Below are 19,283 nucleotides of genomic sequence, written 5' to 3' on the forward strand. Positions count from 1 at the left end.
TTCATGAAATTACAAGAAAGTCGCCAAAAAATTGATGCTATTAATAAAGAGTTAATTCACTTGTTTGAAGAGCGTTTACGTATCGTGGTAGATATTGCTAAGTATAAAGAAGAGCATCAGATGAAAATTTATGATGTACAGAGAGAACAGGAAATTCTTGAATCCGCTGTACAAGCATTGGAAAATCCTGAGTTAGCAGATTATGCAAAAGAATTTATGAATGAGGTAATTCGTATTTCTAAAGATTATGAAAAGAATCACATTCATCAACATATTTTCTTAATTGGTATGCCTGGAGCGGGTAAAACAACCATAGGCAAGGCCTTAGCGCAAGCATTGGGATTAGAGTTTTTTGATGTGGATACAGAAATTCAAGAGCGTACTGGAAAATCTATCCAAAATATTATTATTCATGATGGAGAAGATGAATTCCATCAATTAGAACTTAATGTCATTCAAGATTTGGTGAGTAAAAAAAATGCCAGTGTCATTGCTACAGGCGGTGGTACGGTATTGTGTGATGCCTCAGCTGAACTGATGCGTGAATCTGGCTATGTGGTATTGATTCAACGTGATGTAAAACAAATTCTTGATGATTTAGATATGGAAATTCGTCCATTATTGAAAGAAAGTATTGAATATATTTTCCGCTTGTACGAGGAACGTCAACCGATTTATGAACGTGTGAGTCACATCAAAATTGAAAATATTAGCAATGTAGCAGATGTGGTGCAAGCTGTCATTTCTGCTTTACCTAATGCATCCCTATGATCACACTATTAGGAACGGTTTACCGTATAATCTATAAGTCTCCTCAAGAGGATTATTGCGTATTTGTATTACGAGACTATCAAGAAGATACCCATACTTGTACCGGTAATATTACTCCTCCAAAGGTGGGGGAAGAAGTTGAAATAAAAGGTACCCATATTATCCATAAAAAATATGGCAAGCAGATTTCCGTTCAAAGCATACAACGTGTGATGCCAGATACCTTAGCGGGAGCCAGACGATATTTAGAAAGCCTTGGAGTGAAAGGCTTAGGGCCTAAATCATTAGAAAAACTGTTGGATTATTTTGGAATTTCGATTCTAGAGATTCTAAAAAAAGAAAATCCTATGGAGCTATTAGAAGTTCCTAATGTAGCGATTAAAACAAAGCAAGAACTGTACAAAGTGTTGCTTGGGGAAGGGGTTCTCCAGGAAATTAATGACTTTTTTGCTAAGTACAATATGAGTAATCGTTGGAGCCGCCAACTCTATGAAATATACGGTGCAAAAGCGATTGAAATGTTGCAAGATAATCCGTACTATTTGTTGACGGTAGATACAAACTTACCATTTCATGTAGTGGACCATTTTGCAGAGGAGCTAGGATTTCCCTTTGATAATCCAAAGCGCATTGATGCAGGTATCCGCTTTACTATGGAACAGATTGGATCTTCTGGACATTCTTGTATGCCTATAGAGGAATTGATGGTGCAGTTATCGAATCTATTAGGTGATGACTATATCGATGTGACCGTAGACAGATTAGAAACTTTAATTGAAACAAAACGATATGTACAAGTAGATCACGATGATGTACTGTATATTTACCACCCTACGGTCTATCGAGCAGAAGTAGACAGTGTAGATTTCACAGAAGCTTTCCTAGATAATGATGTACTACCTTTATTGGACGGTGACGATTTCTGTAACAGTTATGAAATCAAACACTCCATGGAACTAGGTGAAGAGCAAAAGAAAGCTATCCATATGGCGCTCAGTCATCGATTCTCTATTATCACTGGAGGTCCAGGTACAGGAAAGACCACTATTATCAAAGCCTTAGTAGAAGGGTTCCAGCAAGGAAATTTAAAACGTATCGTTCTCTGTGCACCAACAGGACGTGCCACAAAACGATTGTCGGAAGCGACGGGCATGGAGGCTTTCACTATTCATCGTTTGTTAGAACCAGAGTTAGAAAATAATGCGTATATCTTTGCTCGTAACCAGGATGAACCATTAGAAGTAGATGTAGTTATCGTAGATGAATCATCTATGCTTAATTTGGAGCTTTACTATGCTCTGATACAGGCGATTCCACCTAGCGCCTATGTAGTGCTTGTAGGGGATGTGGACCAATTGCCGCCTATTGGTGCAGGTTTTATTCTACGAGATATGTTGAGTAGTTCTGTAATACCTTATCAAGGGTTAACGCAAATTTATCGTCAGCAAGAGGGGAATCGAATCATCGATAATGCGTACGCCATCAATCATGGTGAGATGCCTGATTTGTCTAGTTGTGATGAATTTCAATTTGAAAGTGCTCATGATGTGGAAAGTGTCTTATTAGCAGTTACTAAGCATTATCGAGAGGAGTTACAGCGTGTAGATTCTGATCTGGATATTCAAATTGTTTGTCCTATGCGTAAAGGTCCTATAGGGAGTGCAGCGATTTCTAACTATTTGCAAGAGGAGTTGAATCCAAAACGAAGTGGTCAAGAAGAGCTGAAAGTAGATGGAAGGGTGTATCGCGTCGGTGATAAAGTGATTCAAATGGAGAATAACTACGACCAAGATGTATATAATGGAGAAATTGGCGTTATTACGGATATTCTGGGGAAACAAGTGCATGTGAAGTTTCCAGATAAATCGATGACTCTTGACGAAGAAGATATGATGACAATGGCGCTCGCCTATGCCATTACGGTTCATAAAGCACAGGGCAGTGAATACGAACGCATTATTCTACCATTTATTTCTGCTTATAATGTGATGTTACAGCGAAATTTACTCTATACAGCGATTACACGCGCTAAGGATAAGGTGTTACTCATCGGTAGCGAAACAGCTGTAGATACAGCGGTGAATCGAGTAGATACAAATTATAGATATACATTATTTAAAGAACGCTTAGAGGGGGCGATCTAATGAGATTTTGGGATTTATTGTGTCCACCTACTTGTATCCATTGTGGTAAAGATGTATATACTCAAGGTGAGTGGTGTGATACATGTTTGCAAGCAGTTATGCATGAACGTTGTATAATGGGTCCAAAATACTCAGCTCTAGAATGTATATATATTCTTGCAGATTACACAGGTGGTATTAAAACCATGCTACACGATATAAAATTTAACGGAAAAAAGGAGCGAGCTCTAGGAGCCGCTCCTTTTTTACAACGTTTTACAGTTACTTGTTTGAATATGAAATATGTACCAACCATTGTTGTGCCTATTCCCATTAGCGAAAGCAAACGGAAGCAACGGGGGTATAATCAAGTAGATACGATATTTAAAGATTGGGTAATGGAACAGGGGTGGCATTGGGTAGACCTGTTAGTGAAACTAGATGGTTCCAAACCCATGTGGACATTGACAAAGGAAGAGCGACGAAAAAATATGAAAGGTCATTTCCTAGTTCGTCCTACTATGCTGGGTGCCTATGTAGATAAAGAAATCAGTATATTACTAGTGGATGACATCTATACAACAGGGGCCACCTTATTAGAAGCGGCAGAGACAATCCACGCTATCTTACCTAGGGCAAACATAAAGGCTCTCACTTTAGCAAGTGGAGCCTAATGATTATCCTAATATTTCTATGAATGCTTTTACCACATCTGGATCAAATTGCGTGCCAGAGTGTCTAAATAGTTCTTGTTTAATCTCGCTACGAGGTTGTAGCGTTGTATCTGAAGATGGGTCGATGGCCGTTACGTAGTAATCAGCAATACCAATGATGCGAGCTCCTAATGGAATATTGGCACCTCGTAAATGTTTCGGAAATCCTGCGCCATCCCAACGCTCATGATGGTATTTAATGTAAGGAATGATAGGTTGGCAACATGGATAGTTTTCAATCATGCTAGCCCCAAATACAGGATGTTGCTTGTATTTGGACAATTCCTGACGGTTGAAGTAGGGAAACTTCATCAAGGTTGTGGTAGGTAAGCAAATTAAGCCTAAATCGTGTAAACATGCTGCGTGGCGAATCAATTCGATTTCACCTTTTGGCAATCCCATTTTAGCAGCAATGGCCACAGCGTAATTGGCGACTTGCACTGAATGCACATATAAAGTTTGGCTTTTCATTTGAATCATCTGTAAGAGTTGTAAGGTAACTAACTCTAAGGTGCTTTTATCTTGTTCGTAAGCTCCTGATTCTTGAATTAATGATAACATAAACATGTGCAAACCCTTCCTAACTAATAGAAACGGTGTACTCTCTTTTGGAAAACCACCGTTTTTATATTCTTCATTTACTTAAGTACACACATTATACAATAAAATTTTATCCTTGAATATACCCTACAGAGTGGACAAAAATGTACTGAAAAGTTCTCATCATTGGTGTAAAAGTGAGAATGTGATAAGCATGGGATGTAGCAAAGTTGATGTATATTTGATGAAAAAAAGCAAGTCTTTTTTCCGAATGTACTATATAAAAATGATATAAGTAGAATGAAAAAAATCATGATGGTTCCTCAGTGACAAAAGTAAGAAATATAGATATAATAAGAGTACATAACGGGTCTGTGGTTGAAAGTCGAGGCCAGTCGCAGGCGAAACGATCCACATAAGCAATGAGAAATTGTGAGCATGGTGCGGCTTAGATGTAAGACCTGCCGACAGAAGATGTCGAGAGGAGTAGTAGTGGGGAGCACAGCTTAAGAGCGAACCTTCCAGCAGGCGAGTGTGGGGGCAAAGACCAGGTCAGCCGTATGAAACACAGCAGAAATTGTTCTGCTGTGTATTTTTTTATGCTTTTTTTGCATGATAGTCTTTGGAACTAGTCTATGCAATTTAGTGCATATAACGATAATTAATAAAAATACATAAATTTTGCAAAAATATGTTGACTAAATATTCAAGCAGATGTATAATTAGTGCATAAGATACAACATGAGTGATTTAGTAAAGGAGAAACATCATGAAAACAAATGTAAAAAAGCTAATATGTACTGGATTATTAGCCTTAGGTGTAGTAGCACTACTAGGAGGATGTGGTTCTCAAGGGGGGAATCAAGCACAAAAAGAAAGTGTCTTAAAGATAGGCACTAATGCAACGTTTGTGCCATTCGAGTTTAAGCAAGAAGGTTCCGAAGAATTACAAGGCTTTGATATCGATGTGGCCAAAGAAATTGCAAAACGGACGGGTAAGACTATTGAATTTAAAAATGTTCCTTTTGATGCTCTAGTACCAGCTTTAGATAATGGTGAGATCGATTTAGCAGCATCGGGGATGACTATCACAAAAGCACGGATGGAAAAAGTTGGTTTCAGTATGCCTTATTATGAATCTGGTATGGCTGTGGTTGTCAAAGAAACTAGTGCTATTAAAGGCTTAGATGATTTGGCAGGTAAAACAATTGCTGTACAAATGGGCACTACAGGGGCAGACTTAGCAAGCAAAATCAATGGGGCTATGGTAAAAAACTTTGACCATACCAGCGATGCTTTGCTAGAACTACAAAATGGTGGTGTAGAAGGGGCATTAATTGATTTGCCAGTGGCACAGTATTACGTAGCTAAACATAGTGATCAACACTTAACAGTCATCGCTTATCCAAATACGAAAGAATACTTTGGTTTAGCTATGAATAAAAAAAATAAAGACCTAGTAGATAGTGTAAATAAAGCATTGACAGAGATGAAACAAGATGGTACTTTAAATAAGATTTACCAAACATGGTTTAAAACTGACATGCCTAAGGATATTCCCGTGACATATGAAGGAAAATAATGTACTATATAAGGAGGCTTTGTGCCTCCTTATCTGTGTTGAATGAAAGGATGGATAGGTAACGATGGATTTTAATTGGCAGTTAATTGTCGACTCTTTACCCCTGTTAATTGGAGGGGCTGGAATTACGATTCAAATTACCCTCATGAGTGTGGGCTTTGGTTTCTTTATTGGACTGGTAGTGGCGTTGATGAACTTATCACGATTTAAAGTGATTCGTCTCATCGCAAAATGTTATGTAGAATTATTCCGTGGTACACCACTATTAGTACAAATCTTCATGATTTATTTCGGTGGCCCTAAATTGTTGGGCGCTATTGTCAATGCCAATGGTGCGCCAGAACCAATTGGGCCCTATTTAGCCGCCGTCTTGGCTTGTTCTATAAACTCTGGTGCTTATGTTTCTGAAATTTTCCGTGCCGGTATCCAATCTATTAATAAAGGTCAAATGGAAGCAGGTCGCTCTTTAGGTTTAACTTGGTTCCAAACGATGCGCTATGTTATTATGCCACAAGCTTTCAAAGCCATCATTCCACCATTGGGCAATGAATTTATAGCCATGTTGAAAGATACTTCCTTAGTGGCGGTAATCGGTTTTGAAGAATTGACACGTCGTGGACAATTAATTATCGCTCGTACCTATGGTTCCTTTGAAATCTGGACAGCCGTAGCGGTGATTTACTTGATTATGACATTAACCATTTCCCGACTCGTAGCGTACTTAGAAAGGAAATATAATATCAAATGATTCAATTACAGAATGTACATAAATACTTTGGACAATTACATGTCTTAAAAGGCGTTTCAACAGAAATCGATGCTGGTGAAGTAGTGGTCATTATTGGACCATCTGGTTCTGGTAAAAGTACGGTATTGCGCTGCATGAACTATTTAGAAGAACCAACACAAGGTGACGTGATTGTAGATGGTAAGAACTTAAATGTGAAAGAAAATATCAACAATGTACGTGCTGAAGTGGGCATGGTATTCCAACGATTTAATCTATTCCCTCATATGACCGTGCTAGATAATATTACCTTAGCACCACAAAAAATTAGAGGACTTTCAAAATCTGAAGCGGAAAGTATTGCTCATGATTTATTGGGAAAAGTAGGTTTATCCGATAAAGCAGAGGCGTACCCAGAACAATTATCTGGTGGGCAACAACAACGTGTGGCCATTGCTCGTGCATTAGCGATGAAACCAAAAGTGATGCTTTTTGATGAACCTACATCAGCGTTAGATCCAGAAATGGTTAGCGAAGTATTAGATGTTATGAAAGACTTAGCTAAAGAGGGGATGACTATGGTCATCGTTACTCATGAAATGAGCTTTGCCAAAGAAGTAGCTACTCGTGTATTATTTGTAGATGGTGGCGAGATTTTAGAAGAAGGCACACCAGCTGAAGTGTTTGATATACCAAAACATGAACGAACAAAATCATTCTTGTCAAAAGTAATTCGATAAGTATAAGTTTGTTGTCAGTTATTCTAGGCAACAAATTTAGTTTGTCTCTTATAAGAAATGTTATTTCAAATATGCAAAAACAACTACCCTATCTATGGAGTTTCCTGTGTAGGGTAGTTTTTATTTGCTGTTGTTTATATTTCTAAATGATTTCCAATGCATTCTGATGTATTTCAATAGATTGGCATATATGTCTATATATGTATGTGTTTATATGCTCTAACATGATATATAGCCCTATCATCTTAGATAATAATAGTGGCATAAGGATTAAAAGCTTTTGAGTGCTATTTTATGTGCATTTGTATAATGTGTGTTGAATAAACTATGCAAAAAGAATAAATATTGTGATTTTTTATAGTTGATAGTAAGTAAAAATAATTATTAAAATGATATACACAAAGGAAAAACAACACGATTTGAATAAAGTTATTTAATGTAATCTTGATAACTGATAGATTTTATAAATTCATAAAAATAAAACATAGTGTGAATATAAATTGATTTATGTAGTAAATATATAAAGTATGATATATATCCTAAATGTTTATATTATAAGGATAAAATGAAATAATTGATTAATAATTTCGTTGAATTATATCAATCTAGTATAATCTTGAAAATAAAATAATATTTTGATTGACACCATACATATATAGTGATAACATGAAAGCAAGATTTAGATACTCTAAATCACTTGCAGTATTAAAGGTAGGAGGAATTATCATGCTTGGGAAAGTAAAATGGTTCAGCGCAGAAAAAGGTTATGGATTTATTGAAAGAGAAGATGGCAGCGATGTATTCGTTCATTTTTCTGCAATCCAAGAAGATGGCTTTAAGTCTTTATCCGAAGGACAACAAGTAGAATTTGAAATCGTAGATGGCAACCGCGGTCTTCAAGCGGCTAACGTATATAAAGCTTAGTTCATAACAAAAAGGCTTAGGATATTCCTAGTAGGAGATCCTAAGCTTTTTAATTTGTATTTGTAAAGGCAAAAGCAGTACTAAGGGTATTGACAAAGGGACTGTAGAACAACAAAGGGAGATTAGAGTAGGAAAAATTTTTGAAAAATTAAAAAGGGTTTTAAGAATTTCTGTAGAACTATATAAATATGGTACTTATTTATAGGTAATGCAGAAAGGATGAGCACTATGAAATTAACAGTACGAGGCAAAAATCTTGAAGTGACAGCAGCGTTACGTGAATATATTGAAAAACGGGTAGAAAAGTTATCTCGTTATTTTGAAACTCCAGTGACAGTGCAAGTTGTATTATCCGTGGAAAAAGAAGAACGTAAAGTAGAAGTGACATGCTTTGTAGAAAGTGTAGTATTGCGTGGTGTAGAAAACCATTTAGATATGTATGCCGCTATTGATTTAGTAGTGGATAAAATTGTTCGTCAAATCCATAAACATAAAACACGGTTAGCGAAACGATTCCGTAAAGAAACTGGATTCCATGTAGATGTGACACCTGTGGAAGCGATTCCAGAAGAAAAGGAATTGGAAGTAGTACGTCGCAAAAACTTTACTGTACGTCCTATGAGCGTGGAAGAAGCGACTTTACAAATGAATCTATTGGAACATGACTTCTTTATGTTCTTCAATGAAGATACTGAAATCATGAACGTTGTATATCGTCGACATGATGGTAAATATGGTTTGTTAGAACCAGAAGTAGGTTAATCATAATTCATACATTATATAGAAAGGGCTATGATACGTGTGATACATGTTGTCATAGCTTCTTTTTTTCGGTAAGTAATATAACAATAGAGGAAGATGGATGCCTTTACTCCATCTTCCTCTATTTGTGTTTTTCAGCCTCTTTATCAAATGAGGGGGGCATATAAAAAGATCTTAGCACTAGCTATTTAAATAGCCAGTTCTTTTTATAGTTTGGGGTTTAGCTTATTGAGTGAAAGAGCTCTATGGGTGTACTAGTCTGTAAAGTAGTGCACGCCTGATGCAAAGATGGGCATTACAAGTTGACCTTCTATGTTTTTATGAACGCCATATCCGATACGTTCTATGTGTGCCATTTTTCCGAACACACGACCATCAGGGCTGAGTAAGCCTTCTACAGCGCCCATGGATTGATTTGGATTCCACCGAGGACTAGTGCTATTATTGCCCAAAGAGTCTACGTATTGCGTAGCTATTTGACCATTTACATGTAGTTCGTGTAGTTGCTCTGGGGATGCAAGGAAACGGCCTTCTCCGTGAGAAATAGGCACGGTATAGATACTGTTTGTATCACAGGCACTTAGCCATGGTGAAGCGGTGGATACAACTTTAGTATGAACCATGCTAGATATATGGCGACTAATGGAGTTGTACGTCAAGGTGGGACTACTTTCAGTCAATCTGTGTATATGTCCGGTGGGTAAAAGGCCTAATTTAATGAGCGCTTGAAACCCATTACATATACCAAGGACTAGTCCGTCTCGACGGTACAACAAATTTTCAAGGGACTCTTGTAAGTAGGGATTGTGAAACAGGGTAGCTATAAATTTGCCAGATCCTGCAGGTTCATCACCGCTACTAAAACCACCAGGGAAACATACAATTTGAGCACTGTCTATACTGCGTTGTAAGGCTTGAATAGATTCTTGTAATTCTTGACTGCTTTGATTACGAATGACAAGAGTGTCTACCTTGGCACCATGCTCTGTGAAAGCCCGTGCAGATTCATATTCACAATTGGTGCCAGGGAATACAGGAATCAGCACTTTAGGATGAGATAGAGAGGTATACTTACTACATGGTTTGCTTTGTGTAGTGTGTAGTAGTTTGCTGTCAGCAGAGGTGTTGGTATCGCCGAAGTTTTTTTCTTTTGCGTAGATAGGAAAGATAGAGGCTAAGGTGCTTTCATAGGAATTGGTTAAGTCATCTAATGAGATAGTGGTATCCCCCATCACAATAGAAGGATCTTCTTGTGTAGTACCAATATGGTAGATATGTGGCATGGCCTGTAATACTTGCGATGTCACAGTATCCACCTCTATGAGGAAGGAACCACGGAAGGGATAGAACAACATATCTTCAGGAGTTAGAGCAGCATGGGGACTATCATTCTCTGATGTATTGGAATTATGATTCTCTGATGTATTGGAATTATGATTCTCGGATGTATTAGTGCTATGATTCTCTGATGTATTGGCACAGGATTGAGTTATGCTTGTTTGGTCTAGATCTCGTTTTTTATGCGTAGAAGATACAGACATAACTAGTCTTTGCAGTTCGTCTTTATGGTAGACACAGCCAATGGCATTGCCTAGACAAGCTTTCACCGTAGCGGGTCCGATGCCATCCTGTTCTACGACATACGCACTATACACTTGTTGCGTGATATTGTAGGAACGCAAGGTTTTACAGTGTGCTTTAAAGGTTGCCCAATCAGGTGTTCCATCACTGTGCTCCGGTACATGTAAAAAAAGGATATGATGGTGTGCCTCATGAAAGTGAGGAGCGAGTATGCGATGGATATCCTCGGTGGTGACAGCAAAAGAAATAAGAGTAGGGGGCACATGGAGATCTTGGAATGTACCGCTCATAGAATCTTTGCCACCAATGGCAGCCACACCTAATTGGCGTTGCGCCTCGTAGGTCCCCAATAGGGCAGAAACGACTTTGCCCCAGGAGGCAGGGCTGTTGAGCTTTTCAAAATATTCTTGCAAACTTAGATAGGCTTTAGAAATATCCCCTCCTATAGCGGCTAACTTTGCTAAGCTAAGGAGTACCGCATACTGAGCGCCATGGTAGGGACTCCATTCCGATAGATAGGGATCAAAACCATGGGTCATGATGCTTGTAGTCGTAGTAGTTCCCTGTAACACAGGAAGTTTTGCTACCATCCCTTGGACGGGAGTTTTCAAATAGGTTCCACTGAAAGGAAAAAGTACTGTGTTTCCACCTACGGTAGAGTCAAACATAGCTCGTAATCCTTCTTGCGAGGTACTGTTCAAATCTTGCAAGGCTTGATGAAAGCGTGTTTCTATGGAAGCTTTGGTTGCTGTAGAGTTGGAAGATAGATTCGTAGCAAACGAAGGGGAGTGGTTTGCTTTGGGAGATACGATATGAGCAGTAGCACATTGTGTAGCTCCATTTGTAGCTAAGAACTGACGATGTAGGTTGACGATAGTTTCTCCTCGAAAGTCCATCACTAGGCGTCCAGTATTTGTCACTTCTCCTACGATGGTAACCTCCAGATTTTCCTTTGCACAATAGGATTGGATTCGTTTCCATTGCCTAGGATCAATAATGCAAGCCATTCTCTCTTGGGATTCTGAGATAGCGAGTTCCGTACCAGTGAGCCCAGAATATTTTGTAGGAACAGCATCTAGATATATGTGAACACTATCAGCAATTTCTCCAATAGCAACGGCTACACCACCTGCTCCAAAGTCGTTGCATCGTTTGATGCATCGTGTCACCTCTAGGATGCGGAATAGGCGTTGTAACTTTCGTTCTGTGACAGGATTTCCTTTTTGCACTTCTGCACCACAGGTAGAGAGGGAGGATTTTGTATGTGTTTTAGAAGATCCCGTAGCACCGCCACAGCCATCACGGCCAGTTTTACCACCTAGCAATATAATGAGATCACCTTGGACAGGGTTTTCACGATGTACATAAGATCGCGGCACAGCACCGATGACAGCACCTACTTCTAAACGTTTAGCTCCATAGGAATCATGGTAATATTCTCGTACTTCACCTGTAGGAATTCCGATTTGGTTGCCGTAGGAAGAAAAACCTTTGGCGGCTGTGGTTGTGATGTAGGATTGTGGTAATTTACCGGGCAAAGTATGCTCTTTTGAGACTAAAGGGTTACCAGAACCAGTGATACGCATGGCTTGGTATACATAGGCACGACCACTGAGCGGATCTCGAATACAGCCACCTAAACAAGTGGCAGCACCACCGAAAGGTTCTATTTCAGTAGGATGATTATGGGTTTCGTTTTTGAACAATAACAGCCATTCTTCTTTTTTACCATCCACCTGCACCGGAACAATGACGGTGCAAGCATTGATTTCGTCTGACACATCTAATTGATTTAGTTTGCCTTGATGACGAAGTTCTTGCATAGCCATTGTGGCCATGTCCATTAATGTGGGTGCTAGATTGCTCGATGGATTCAGTTGTTGTTTTGTTTCAAGATAGGTTTGATACGTTTTTTGAACCGGCTCGGTAAGTGCAGACTCATCAAAGGTAATCTCTGTTAGTTCAGTGTTGAACGTAGTGTGACGACAATGGTCTGACCAATAGGTATCCAATACACGAATTTCAGTGATGGTTGGATTTCGATATTCCTGTTGGAAATATGTTTGGATACAAAATAAGTCTTCTATGGTCATGGCTAATTGCATGGATTGAAGGAGCTCTTCTAATTTCGTTTTCGATAGAGTGATAAACTCCTCTATGTATGAAGTTTTTGGAATAACAGGTGTTTCTAAGTCCAGCGTTGTAGGTAATTCCATGGAACTTTCACAAGTATCGATAGATCGTAAAAGGTATTGCCGAGCTGTATCTAGATGCACTTTGGAGAGTGGACCAGTTAATACATAGACTCGTGCAGTACGTACAGTACTATGATCATGACCAGTGAGGATGGAGAGGCATTGCGCTGCAGCATCAGCACGCTGGTCATATTGGCCTAGCATAGGTGCAATCGCAATGGGATGGTCTAGGGCGGACAGGTTTAATGTAGTAGAGGTAGTTTCTATGGGAGGTTCAGAAAAAATAAGAGTTTTGGCAAGATTAAACTCTGATTCTGTAATTCCAGAGATATCGTATCGTTCATAGATTGTGAGGTCGGTGAGAGGAATCTGTAAATCTTGTTCAAAGGTCATACGTAATTGTTCGGATTCCTGTGAAGTAGTTGTGCGAGGAGTGACAAATAGACGGAATATGTGCATACATAGCCTCCTTTAGGTTAATAGGACAGTAGTGGGATTCTCGCTATATCCTATAGTATGTTTGTTAGTGTTCCATACATGACTTTTTGTATCTTAAGTATACCACGTTTTTTGTTGATTCCCTGAGTTTGTATTGAAGATAGCTGTGTAGCAAGTTATAATAGAGATAGTTTGACATTTGATAATCTGTCCGTGTGCACGATATGAGTAGAGTATGACTCTAGGGGGCATAATGAAATATGATGGTGTGTTAGATACATGGCATGAGGAATGTGGAGTCTTTGGAATCTATGACAAGTCCTCTACCATCGGGACAACTATATATGAAGGTCTTATGGCGTTACAGCACCGAGGGCAAGAGGGAGCGGGTATCGCTGTTGTTCATGAATCACAGATAGATGTGGTGAAAGGACCAGGGCTCGTGAAAGAGGCCTTACAGGATGTTTCTTTCTTAAAAGGTCATATAGGAATTGGACATGTACGGTATTCTACGACAGGTATAGAGAATCCTTGTGATGTACAACCCATTGTAGGGGAGTCGCAGTGGGGTGCATTTGCAGTGGCCCATAATGGGAATTTGACGAATGCCCGAGTGTTACGTCGTGAGTTGGAAACCCAAGGCTGTGTGTTTACGACCACAATGGATTCAGAAGTCATCGTCCATTTAATCAACTGCTCCAATGCATCGACCATCCTAGGTGCTATTCAGCAAGCTTGTGCGCGATTAGAAGGTGCCTTTTCGTTGACGATTGTTGCTAATGAGATGCTGATAGGTGTGAGAGATCCTCATGGGTATCGTCCTCTTTGTGTAGGACGTACGGGCCAAGGGTATGTACTTGCCTCTGAAAGTTGCGCTATAGGCGCTATAGAGGGGACTTTCATTCGTGATGTAAGGCCTGGTGAAATAATTCTTATTGATGGAACAGATTTCCGCAGTGTACCGTATCACTCCAGTATAAGATATGAAGTCTCGGACTACCGAAATACTGAGGGTGGTATACAGAGTAGAACTATTTCTCGAGATGGGGCTGAGGGATTAGAAAATAAAGAAAAAACAAAACAAGTACATGTAGGAAGTGCAGGCGTAGAACAACAGACGGTAGTGGAACAACATACTTGCGTGTTTGAATATATCTATTTTGCAGATCCTACCAGTGTTATCGATGGACAAAGTGTATCAGAGGCAAGGGTAGCTATGGGGCGTCAATTGGCAAAAGAAACACAGTATGAAGCGGATATTGTTATGCCCATACCTAGTTCAGGGACTTTGTCTGCGCAGGGATATGCAGAGGAATCTGGTATACCCTATAGGGAAGGGTTAGTGAGGAATCCGAAGGTATTGCGGACTTTCATAGAACCCAACCAAATTAGTCGAGAGGAAGCGGTGCGTAACAAGTTTAGTATTGTTCCTGATGTGGTACAAGGAAAGCGTATTGTTCTTATTGATGATTCCATTGTACGAGGCACCACAAGTCGATATATCGTTTCCATGTTACGACAAGCGGGAGCGAAAGAAATCTATTTGTGTTTAACTTCTGAACCTATTCGGTATCCTTGCTATTTTGGTATCGATACATCTGATGCAGAAGAGTTGTTAGCTCATCGATATTCCATAGAAGAAATCAGTCAATATATTGGCGTTGATCGTTTATATTATTTGTCTCATGAAGGATTGATGCAGTCTATGAAACAATTAGAAGTACCGCATTTGTGTGTGGCTTGTTTTACTGGAGAGTATCCAAGTCCTGTAGGGGATGAGTATACCAAGGGAGGTACTTATGTCTGTTGATAATACACCTGTTGCCTATTTAGATGCTGGCGTGGATGTAGAAGCGGGGAACCAGCTCATTCAAAAGATTAAACACCGTGTGGAACGCACCTATACACCGGGTGTACTAGGATCTCTAGGTGGTTTTAGTGGGCTCTATTCTTTAGCAGGCCATAGCATGAAAGAACCCGTGCTAGTATCAAGCACAGATGGAGTAGGTACTAAAATTCGTTTTGCGGTCCTCATGAATGAGCATCGCCAGATTGGCCAAGATTGTGTGGCTATGAGTGTGAACGATGTGATAGCACAGGGGGCGACTCCTTTATTTTTCCTAGACTACATTGCAGTCGGTAAATTGGAACATAATCATATTGAAAGTATCATTGATGGTATTGGTGAGGCTTGTGAAACATGTGGGTGTGCTTTAATCGGTGGAGAAACATCGGAAATGTCTAGTTTCTACGGCGATGGCAATTATGATTTAGCTGGCTTTGCAGTGGGGATTGTAGATAAGGACCGATGCATTACGGGAGCCTCTATCGAGGCAGGAGATATGGTACTAGGTTTACCTTCCTCAGGTTTACACTCCAATGGATTTTCCTTAGTGCGCCATATCATCTTAGATAAACAACAAATGCCATTGGACACCTATGTAAATGAGTTGGGTCGCACCATTGGAGAAGAAGTATTAACACCAACGAAACTGTATGTAAAACCTATTCTACCACTACTGAAAGAACAGTTAGTAAAAGGGATGGCTCATATAACCGGAGGATCTTTTTACGACAACATTCCTCGTATATTACCAAAAGGGTTATCTGTCACGATTCATAGTGATGCGTGGACAGTACCACCTATTTTTAAGCTAATACAAGAATGGGGACATGTGGAAACGAGAGAAATGTATCATACTTTCAATATGGGCATAGGTATGGTGCTAGTAGTGAAGCCAGAGTTAGTAGAACGAGTCGTAGAAGTGTTGCAAGAGCAAGGAGAAGTGGTGTACTCCATTGGACTTGTTACAGAAGGGCAGGGAGATGTGACGATTCTTGGTGAGGCCTTCCATGCGTAAACGATTGGCTCTATTTGGCAGTGGCAGAGGATCTAATGGAGAAGCCATCTATAAGGCCATAGAAGCGGGGCATATAGAGGGTGAAATCGTTCTTATCATTAGTGATAGACCTCATGTGGGCATTGTGGAGAAGGGATGTGCTTGGCACATTCCTGTACACATAGTAGATCCTGCCAAATATGGTACTGAAGCAGCCTGGATACAAGCTATGCTAGATCTGTTACAAGAATATGAGGTGGAGGGCATCTTGTTAGCTGGGTATATGCGTATATTACCACCTACATTTGTGCAAGCGTACAGAGGAAACATCTTGAACATACATCCCTCCTTATTGCCAGCCTTTACAGGCTTACAGGCACAGAAGCAAGCCTTACTAAAAGGCGTAACATACACAGGATGTACCGTTCATTTTGTGGATGAAGGCATGGATACGGGTCCTATCATTGCACAGGCGGTGGTACCTGTCTATGAAGATGACACGGTGGATACTTTATCAACACGAATCTTGCATGAAGAGCATCGCATCTACCCAGAGGCGGTGCGATTATTTTGCGAGGATGCCTTGAATATAGTGGGATCTCGTGTTGTCATTAAGAAACAAGCTATTATAAAATAGTTTATATTGAGAGGTATCTATGAAAGTATGTATTATTGGCAATGGTGGTCGTGAACACGCATTAGCTTGGAAATTACATCATAGCCCATCTGTAACAGATGTCTATGTAGTGCCAGGCAATGCAGGAATGACTTCGATAGCCACTGTAGTCAACCTAGATTGGAAGAACCGAGACACCTTACTAGCTTGGTTATTAGAATATAAGATTGATCTGGTTGTGATAGGGCCTGAATTGCCTCTTGTGGAGGGACTTAGTGATGCAATTCGAGCCGTGGAGATTCCTGTATTTGGACCATCCCAGCAGGCGTCTCGATTAGAAGGGTCTAAGTCGTTTGCAAAAGATGTAATGCGTCGATATGAGATTCCTACAGCAAAGTATGAGGTCTGCCAAGATATAGAAACAGGAAAGCGCATCATTCATCAATGGGGTGTACCGATTGTATTAAAGCGGGATGGACTATGCGGTGGTAAAGGTGTCACTATTTGTGAGACTTTCACAGATGCAGAACAAGTGTTACAAGAGATGCTGAGTAGTTCGGAAGAAAGCGTTGTGATTGAGGAATATATGCGAGGACAGGAGGTATCCTTGTTGTCCTTTGTGGACGGTACCCATGTTTTGCCTATGATAGGGGCAAGAGACCATAAACGATTGTTAGACCATGATGCAGGTCCTAATACAGGGGGGATGGGAGCCTATGCACCGGTGCCAGAACTGGATGATACGTTGGAGCAAGTCATAGTAGACACCATAGTAAAGCCCATCGTGAAAGCCATGGTAGAAGAAGGTCATCCTTATGTGGGTTGCTTGTATACAGGTCTTATGCTTACCGAGGAAGGTCCGAAAGTAGTAGAGTTCAATGCGCGCTTCGGTGATCCAGAAACACAAGTGATACTGCCATTATTACAGAGTGATCTAGGAGTCATCATGTATGCCACAGCTACGGGACAATTAGAGGGGATGTCCTTGGAGTGGTCCAAACAATATGCTTCATGTGTTATCTTAGCATCCGAAGGATATCCGAATCAGCCCTTGACAGGTCGAAGCATCACTGGTGATATACACACTATGGATACTAGATCGATGGTATTTCACTCTGGTATAGCATATGAAACGGATCACTATGTAACACAAGGCGGTCGAGTGTTAGGTGTGGTAGGATTGGGAGATACGTTAGAACAATCCTTAGCACATGCGTATGAACGTGTGGGTATGATTGATTTTGAGGGACAACAACACCGTAAGGACATTGGTAAATCTAGTTTGGATTTTGTATACATGTGCAATATAGAAAAAACTCGATAGATAAAGAATATAATAAGTGATATAATACAAAAGACATAGTTTACTTATTCAATGATATATATTACATAGTAGAGGGGTAATTATATGAATCGAATTGTATCTTTTTTTACATCACCATCAGCAGGGGGTGTACTACTCTTCGTAGCTGCTGTGGTAGGGGTGCTATTGGCAAACTCTCCAGTAGAAAGTTTGTATCACTCTTTACTTCATGCTAAATTGGGACCATTATCCATTGAATTATGGATTAATGATGTGGCCATGGCGGTCTTCTTTTTATTTGTAGGCCTTGAAGTAAAACGGGAAATGATTGCAGGGGAATTGAATACCAATGCAAAACGATTTTTGCCAGGTATTGCTGCATTCTTTGGTCTTTTAATGCCGGCTTTAATTTATTATTTCATTGTCGGTTATCATCCAGACTTTATTCATGGTTGGGGGATTCCAACAGCTACAGACATTGCCTTTGCCATCGGTATCGTTTCACTCTTAGGTGATCGAGTACCCATTGCAATGAAAGTATTTTTAACTACCTTGGCTGTTATGGATGACTTGATGGCTATCGTCATTATTGCTTTTTTCTATACAGCAGAGTTAAATTTCTTTTACTTATTCGTAGCCGCAATCATCGTCTTCATGTTACAATACGTAAACCGTATGAACTATACGCGACCAATTCCGTATTTAGCCTTAGGCTTTGGCCTTTGGTTCTGTGTGTTTAAGTCTGGATTACATGCTACCTTAGCGGGCGTTATTCTAGCGGCGTTCATTCCATACCATGGTATACGTGATGGACGTCATGTATCTCCTTTATCAGAATGGGAGCATACTTTGAGTAACTGGGTTACCTACTTAATTATTCCAATCTTTGGTTTTGCCAACGCAGGGGTATCTTTCCATGGGTTTACCTTAGAAAGCTTTGCGCATCCAGTTGTATTGGGGGTCGCAGTAGGCTTAGTACTTGGTAAACAAGTAGGTGTATTTGGTACTTTGTTCTTGCTAGTGAAATCTAAACTCGTGGAAATGCCAGCACAAACCAATTGGGTTCATGTGTATGGTATTGCTCTATGTTGTGGTATTGGATTTACCATGAGCTTGTTTGTATCCTTGTTGGCATTCCCTCCAGGAGAAGCACAAGAAATGGCAAAAGTTGGTATCTTCGTTGGTTCTATCGTATCTGGTATCTTGGGATATACAGTATTAAAAATTGCTGGACGTAAACAACAAGTGAGCGTGTCTGAATACGATATGATCAAAGGACAACATATTTAATTGCATACTTCATAGAGAGTAGAGGCTCTATATAAGCTGTAGTGAAAGGAAACTTTCATTACAGCTTTTTTTATTATGAAAGTTTTCAATCTGTAAAAAAACTTCTTGCAAATTTTGAAATAACTATCTATAGTAAGT

15 protein-coding genes are annotated in these 19,283 nt (G+C 39.8%); 13 read left to right on the forward strand and 2 right to left on the reverse strand.

Annotation, left to right across the window (positions count from 1 at the left end):
- Positions 1-3 precede the first annotated feature (3 nt).
- The 3 genes from EO121_RS07330 to EO121_RS07340 are packed head-to-tail and all read left to right on the forward strand — an operon-like array spanning position 4 to position 3,568.
- Positions 4-771 carry a shikimate kinase gene (locus tag EO121_RS07330; RefSeq protein ID WP_127167114.1) on the forward strand — a complete coding sequence of 256 codons (768 nt, stop codon included), beginning with the start codon at positions 4-6 and terminating at the stop codon, positions 769-771.
- A complete protein-coding gene (locus EO121_RS07335) occupies positions 768-2,915 on the forward strand; it encodes an ATP-dependent RecD-like DNA helicase (RefSeq protein ID WP_127167116.1) in 2,148 nt (715 codons plus the stop codon). The genes EO121_RS07330 and EO121_RS07335 overlap by 4 nt, the downstream gene beginning before the upstream one ends.
- The gene (locus tag EO121_RS07340) at positions 2,915-3,568 is read left to right on the forward strand and encodes a ComF family protein (protein WP_127167118.1); all 654 of its coding nucleotides are present in this window, start codon (positions 2,915-2,917) and stop codon (positions 3,566-3,568) included. The genes EO121_RS07335 and EO121_RS07340 overlap by 1 nt, the downstream gene beginning before the upstream one ends.
- 3 nt (positions 3,569-3,571) lie before the next feature.
- On the opposite strand, the gene EO121_RS07345 is transcribed toward EO121_RS07340, so the two are convergent.
- On the reverse strand, positions 3,572-4,174 hold the full coding sequence (locus EO121_RS07345; protein WP_127167120.1) for an HD-GYP domain-containing protein: 603 nt from the start codon (positions 4,172-4,174) through the stop codon (positions 3,572-3,574).
- A gap of 739 nt (positions 4,175-4,913) precedes the next feature.
- Between EO121_RS07345 and EO121_RS07350 the strand changes: the two genes are divergently transcribed.
- From EO121_RS07350 to hpf, 5 genes are all read left to right on the forward strand, one after another.
- Positions 4,914-5,729 carry a basic amino acid ABC transporter substrate-binding protein gene (locus EO121_RS07350; protein WP_370447223.1) on the forward strand — a complete coding sequence of 272 codons (816 nt, stop codon included), beginning with the start codon at positions 4,914-4,916 and terminating at the stop codon, positions 5,727-5,729.
- A 64-nt stretch (positions 5,730-5,793) separates the two neighbouring features.
- On the forward strand, positions 5,794-6,477 hold the full coding sequence (locus EO121_RS07355; RefSeq protein ID WP_009372151.1) for an amino acid ABC transporter permease: 684 nt from the start codon (positions 5,794-5,796) through the stop codon (positions 6,475-6,477).
- Positions 6,474-7,196: an amino acid ABC transporter ATP-binding protein gene (locus EO121_RS07360; RefSeq protein ID WP_127167124.1), complete on the forward strand. Its 723-nt coding sequence runs from the start codon at positions 6,474-6,476 to the stop codon at positions 7,194-7,196. Before EO121_RS07355 ends, EO121_RS07360 begins: the two co-directional genes overlap by 4 nt.
- Before the next feature lie 726 nt (positions 7,197-7,922).
- Positions 7,923-8,120, forward strand: a complete 198-nt coding sequence (locus tag EO121_RS07365) for a cold shock domain-containing protein (RefSeq protein ID WP_009354004.1) — start codon at positions 7,923-7,925, stop codon at positions 8,118-8,120.
- A 228-nt stretch (positions 8,121-8,348) separates the two neighbouring features.
- Complete coding sequence (gene hpf, locus EO121_RS07370) at positions 8,349-8,882, forward strand: ribosome hibernation-promoting factor, HPF/YfiA family (protein ID WP_127167126.1); 534 nt, start codon at positions 8,349-8,351, stop codon at positions 8,880-8,882.
- 254 nt (positions 8,883-9,136) lie between these two features.
- On the opposite strand, the gene EO121_RS07375 is transcribed toward hpf, so the two are convergent.
- Complete coding sequence (locus EO121_RS07375; RefSeq protein WP_127167128.1) at positions 9,137-13,117, reverse strand: phosphoribosylformylglycinamidine synthase; 3,981 nt, start codon at positions 13,115-13,117, stop codon at positions 9,137-9,139.
- A 232-nt stretch (positions 13,118-13,349) separates the two neighbouring features.
- On the opposite strand from EO121_RS07375, the gene EO121_RS07380 reads away from it, so the two are divergent.
- From EO121_RS07380 to nhaA, 5 genes are all read left to right on the forward strand, one after another.
- A complete protein-coding gene (locus EO121_RS07380; protein ID WP_127167130.1) occupies positions 13,350-14,906 on the forward strand; it encodes an amidophosphoribosyltransferase in 1,557 nt (518 codons plus the stop codon).
- The gene (gene purM, locus EO121_RS07385; RefSeq protein ID WP_127167132.1) at positions 14,896-15,957 is read left to right on the forward strand and encodes a phosphoribosylformylglycinamidine cyclo-ligase; all 1,062 of its coding nucleotides are present in this window, start codon (positions 14,896-14,898) and stop codon (positions 15,955-15,957) included. Before EO121_RS07380 ends, purM begins: the two co-directional genes overlap by 11 nt.
- Entirely contained in the window at positions 15,950-16,573 is a 624-nt protein-coding gene (purN, locus tag EO121_RS07390) for a phosphoribosylglycinamide formyltransferase (protein ID WP_127167134.1), read from the forward strand. Before purM ends, purN begins: the two co-directional genes overlap by 8 nt.
- A 19-nt stretch (positions 16,574-16,592) precedes the next feature.
- Positions 16,593-17,876 (forward strand): phosphoribosylamine--glycine ligase, encoded by a 1,284-nt coding sequence (gene purD / locus EO121_RS07395; protein ID WP_127167135.1) that lies wholly within the window; start codon positions 16,593-16,595, stop codon positions 17,874-17,876.
- Between the two features lie 84 nt (positions 17,877-17,960).
- Positions 17,961-19,145 (forward strand): Na+/H+ antiporter NhaA, encoded by a 1,185-nt coding sequence (nhaA, locus tag EO121_RS07400; protein WP_127167137.1) that lies wholly within the window; start codon positions 17,961-17,963, stop codon positions 19,143-19,145.
- Positions 19,146-19,283: the final 138 nt, after the last annotated feature.

This window comes from Veillonella sp. CHU732 (assembly GCF_003992085.1).
Taxonomy (GTDB): Bacteria; Bacillota; Negativicutes; order Veillonellales; family Veillonellaceae; genus F0422.

What these genes read in the sequence shown, in the direction of transcription:
- EO121_RS07330 (WP_127167114.1), top strand. Translation starts at nt 4, where the DNA reads ATGAAATTACAAGAAAGTCGCCAAAAAATTGATGCTATTAATAAAGAG.
- purM (WP_127167132.1), top strand. Translation starts at nt 14,896, where the DNA reads ATGTCTGTTGATAATACACCTGTTGCCTATTTAGATGCTGGCGTGGAT.
- EO121_RS07375 (WP_127167128.1), bottom strand. Translation starts at nt 13,117, where the DNA reads ATGCACATATTCCGTCTATTTGTCACTCCTCGCACAACTACTTCACAG.
- EO121_RS07345 (WP_127167120.1), bottom strand. Translation starts at nt 4,174, where the DNA reads ATGTTTATGTTATCATTAATTCAAGAATCAGGAGCTTACGAACAAGAT.
- EO121_RS07355 (WP_009372151.1), top strand. Translation starts at nt 5,794, where the DNA reads ATGGATTTTAATTGGCAGTTAATTGTCGACTCTTTACCCCTGTTAATT.
- nhaA (WP_127167137.1), top strand. Translation starts at nt 17,961, where the DNA reads ATGAATCGAATTGTATCTTTTTTTACATCACCATCAGCAGGGGGTGTA.
- EO121_RS07340 (WP_127167118.1), top strand. Translation starts at nt 2,915, where the DNA reads ATGAGATTTTGGGATTTATTGTGTCCACCTACTTGTATCCATTGTGGT.
- purD (WP_127167135.1), top strand. Translation starts at nt 16,593, where the DNA reads ATGAAAGTATGTATTATTGGCAATGGTGGTCGTGAACACGCATTAGCT.
- hpf (WP_127167126.1), top strand. Translation starts at nt 8,349, where the DNA reads ATGAAATTAACAGTACGAGGCAAAAATCTTGAAGTGACAGCAGCGTTA.
- purN (WP_127167134.1), top strand. Translation starts at nt 15,950, where the DNA reads ATGCGTAAACGATTGGCTCTATTTGGCAGTGGCAGAGGATCTAATGGA.
- EO121_RS07360 (WP_127167124.1), top strand. Translation starts at nt 6,474, where the DNA reads ATGATTCAATTACAGAATGTACATAAATACTTTGGACAATTACATGTC.
- EO121_RS07335 (WP_127167116.1), top strand. Translation starts at nt 768, where the DNA reads ATGATCACACTATTAGGAACGGTTTACCGTATAATCTATAAGTCTCCT.
- EO121_RS07380 (WP_127167130.1), top strand. Translation starts at nt 13,350, where the DNA reads ATGAAATATGATGGTGTGTTAGATACATGGCATGAGGAATGTGGAGTC.
- EO121_RS07365 (WP_009354004.1), top strand. Translation starts at nt 7,923, where the DNA reads ATGCTTGGGAAAGTAAAATGGTTCAGCGCAGAAAAAGGTTATGGATTT.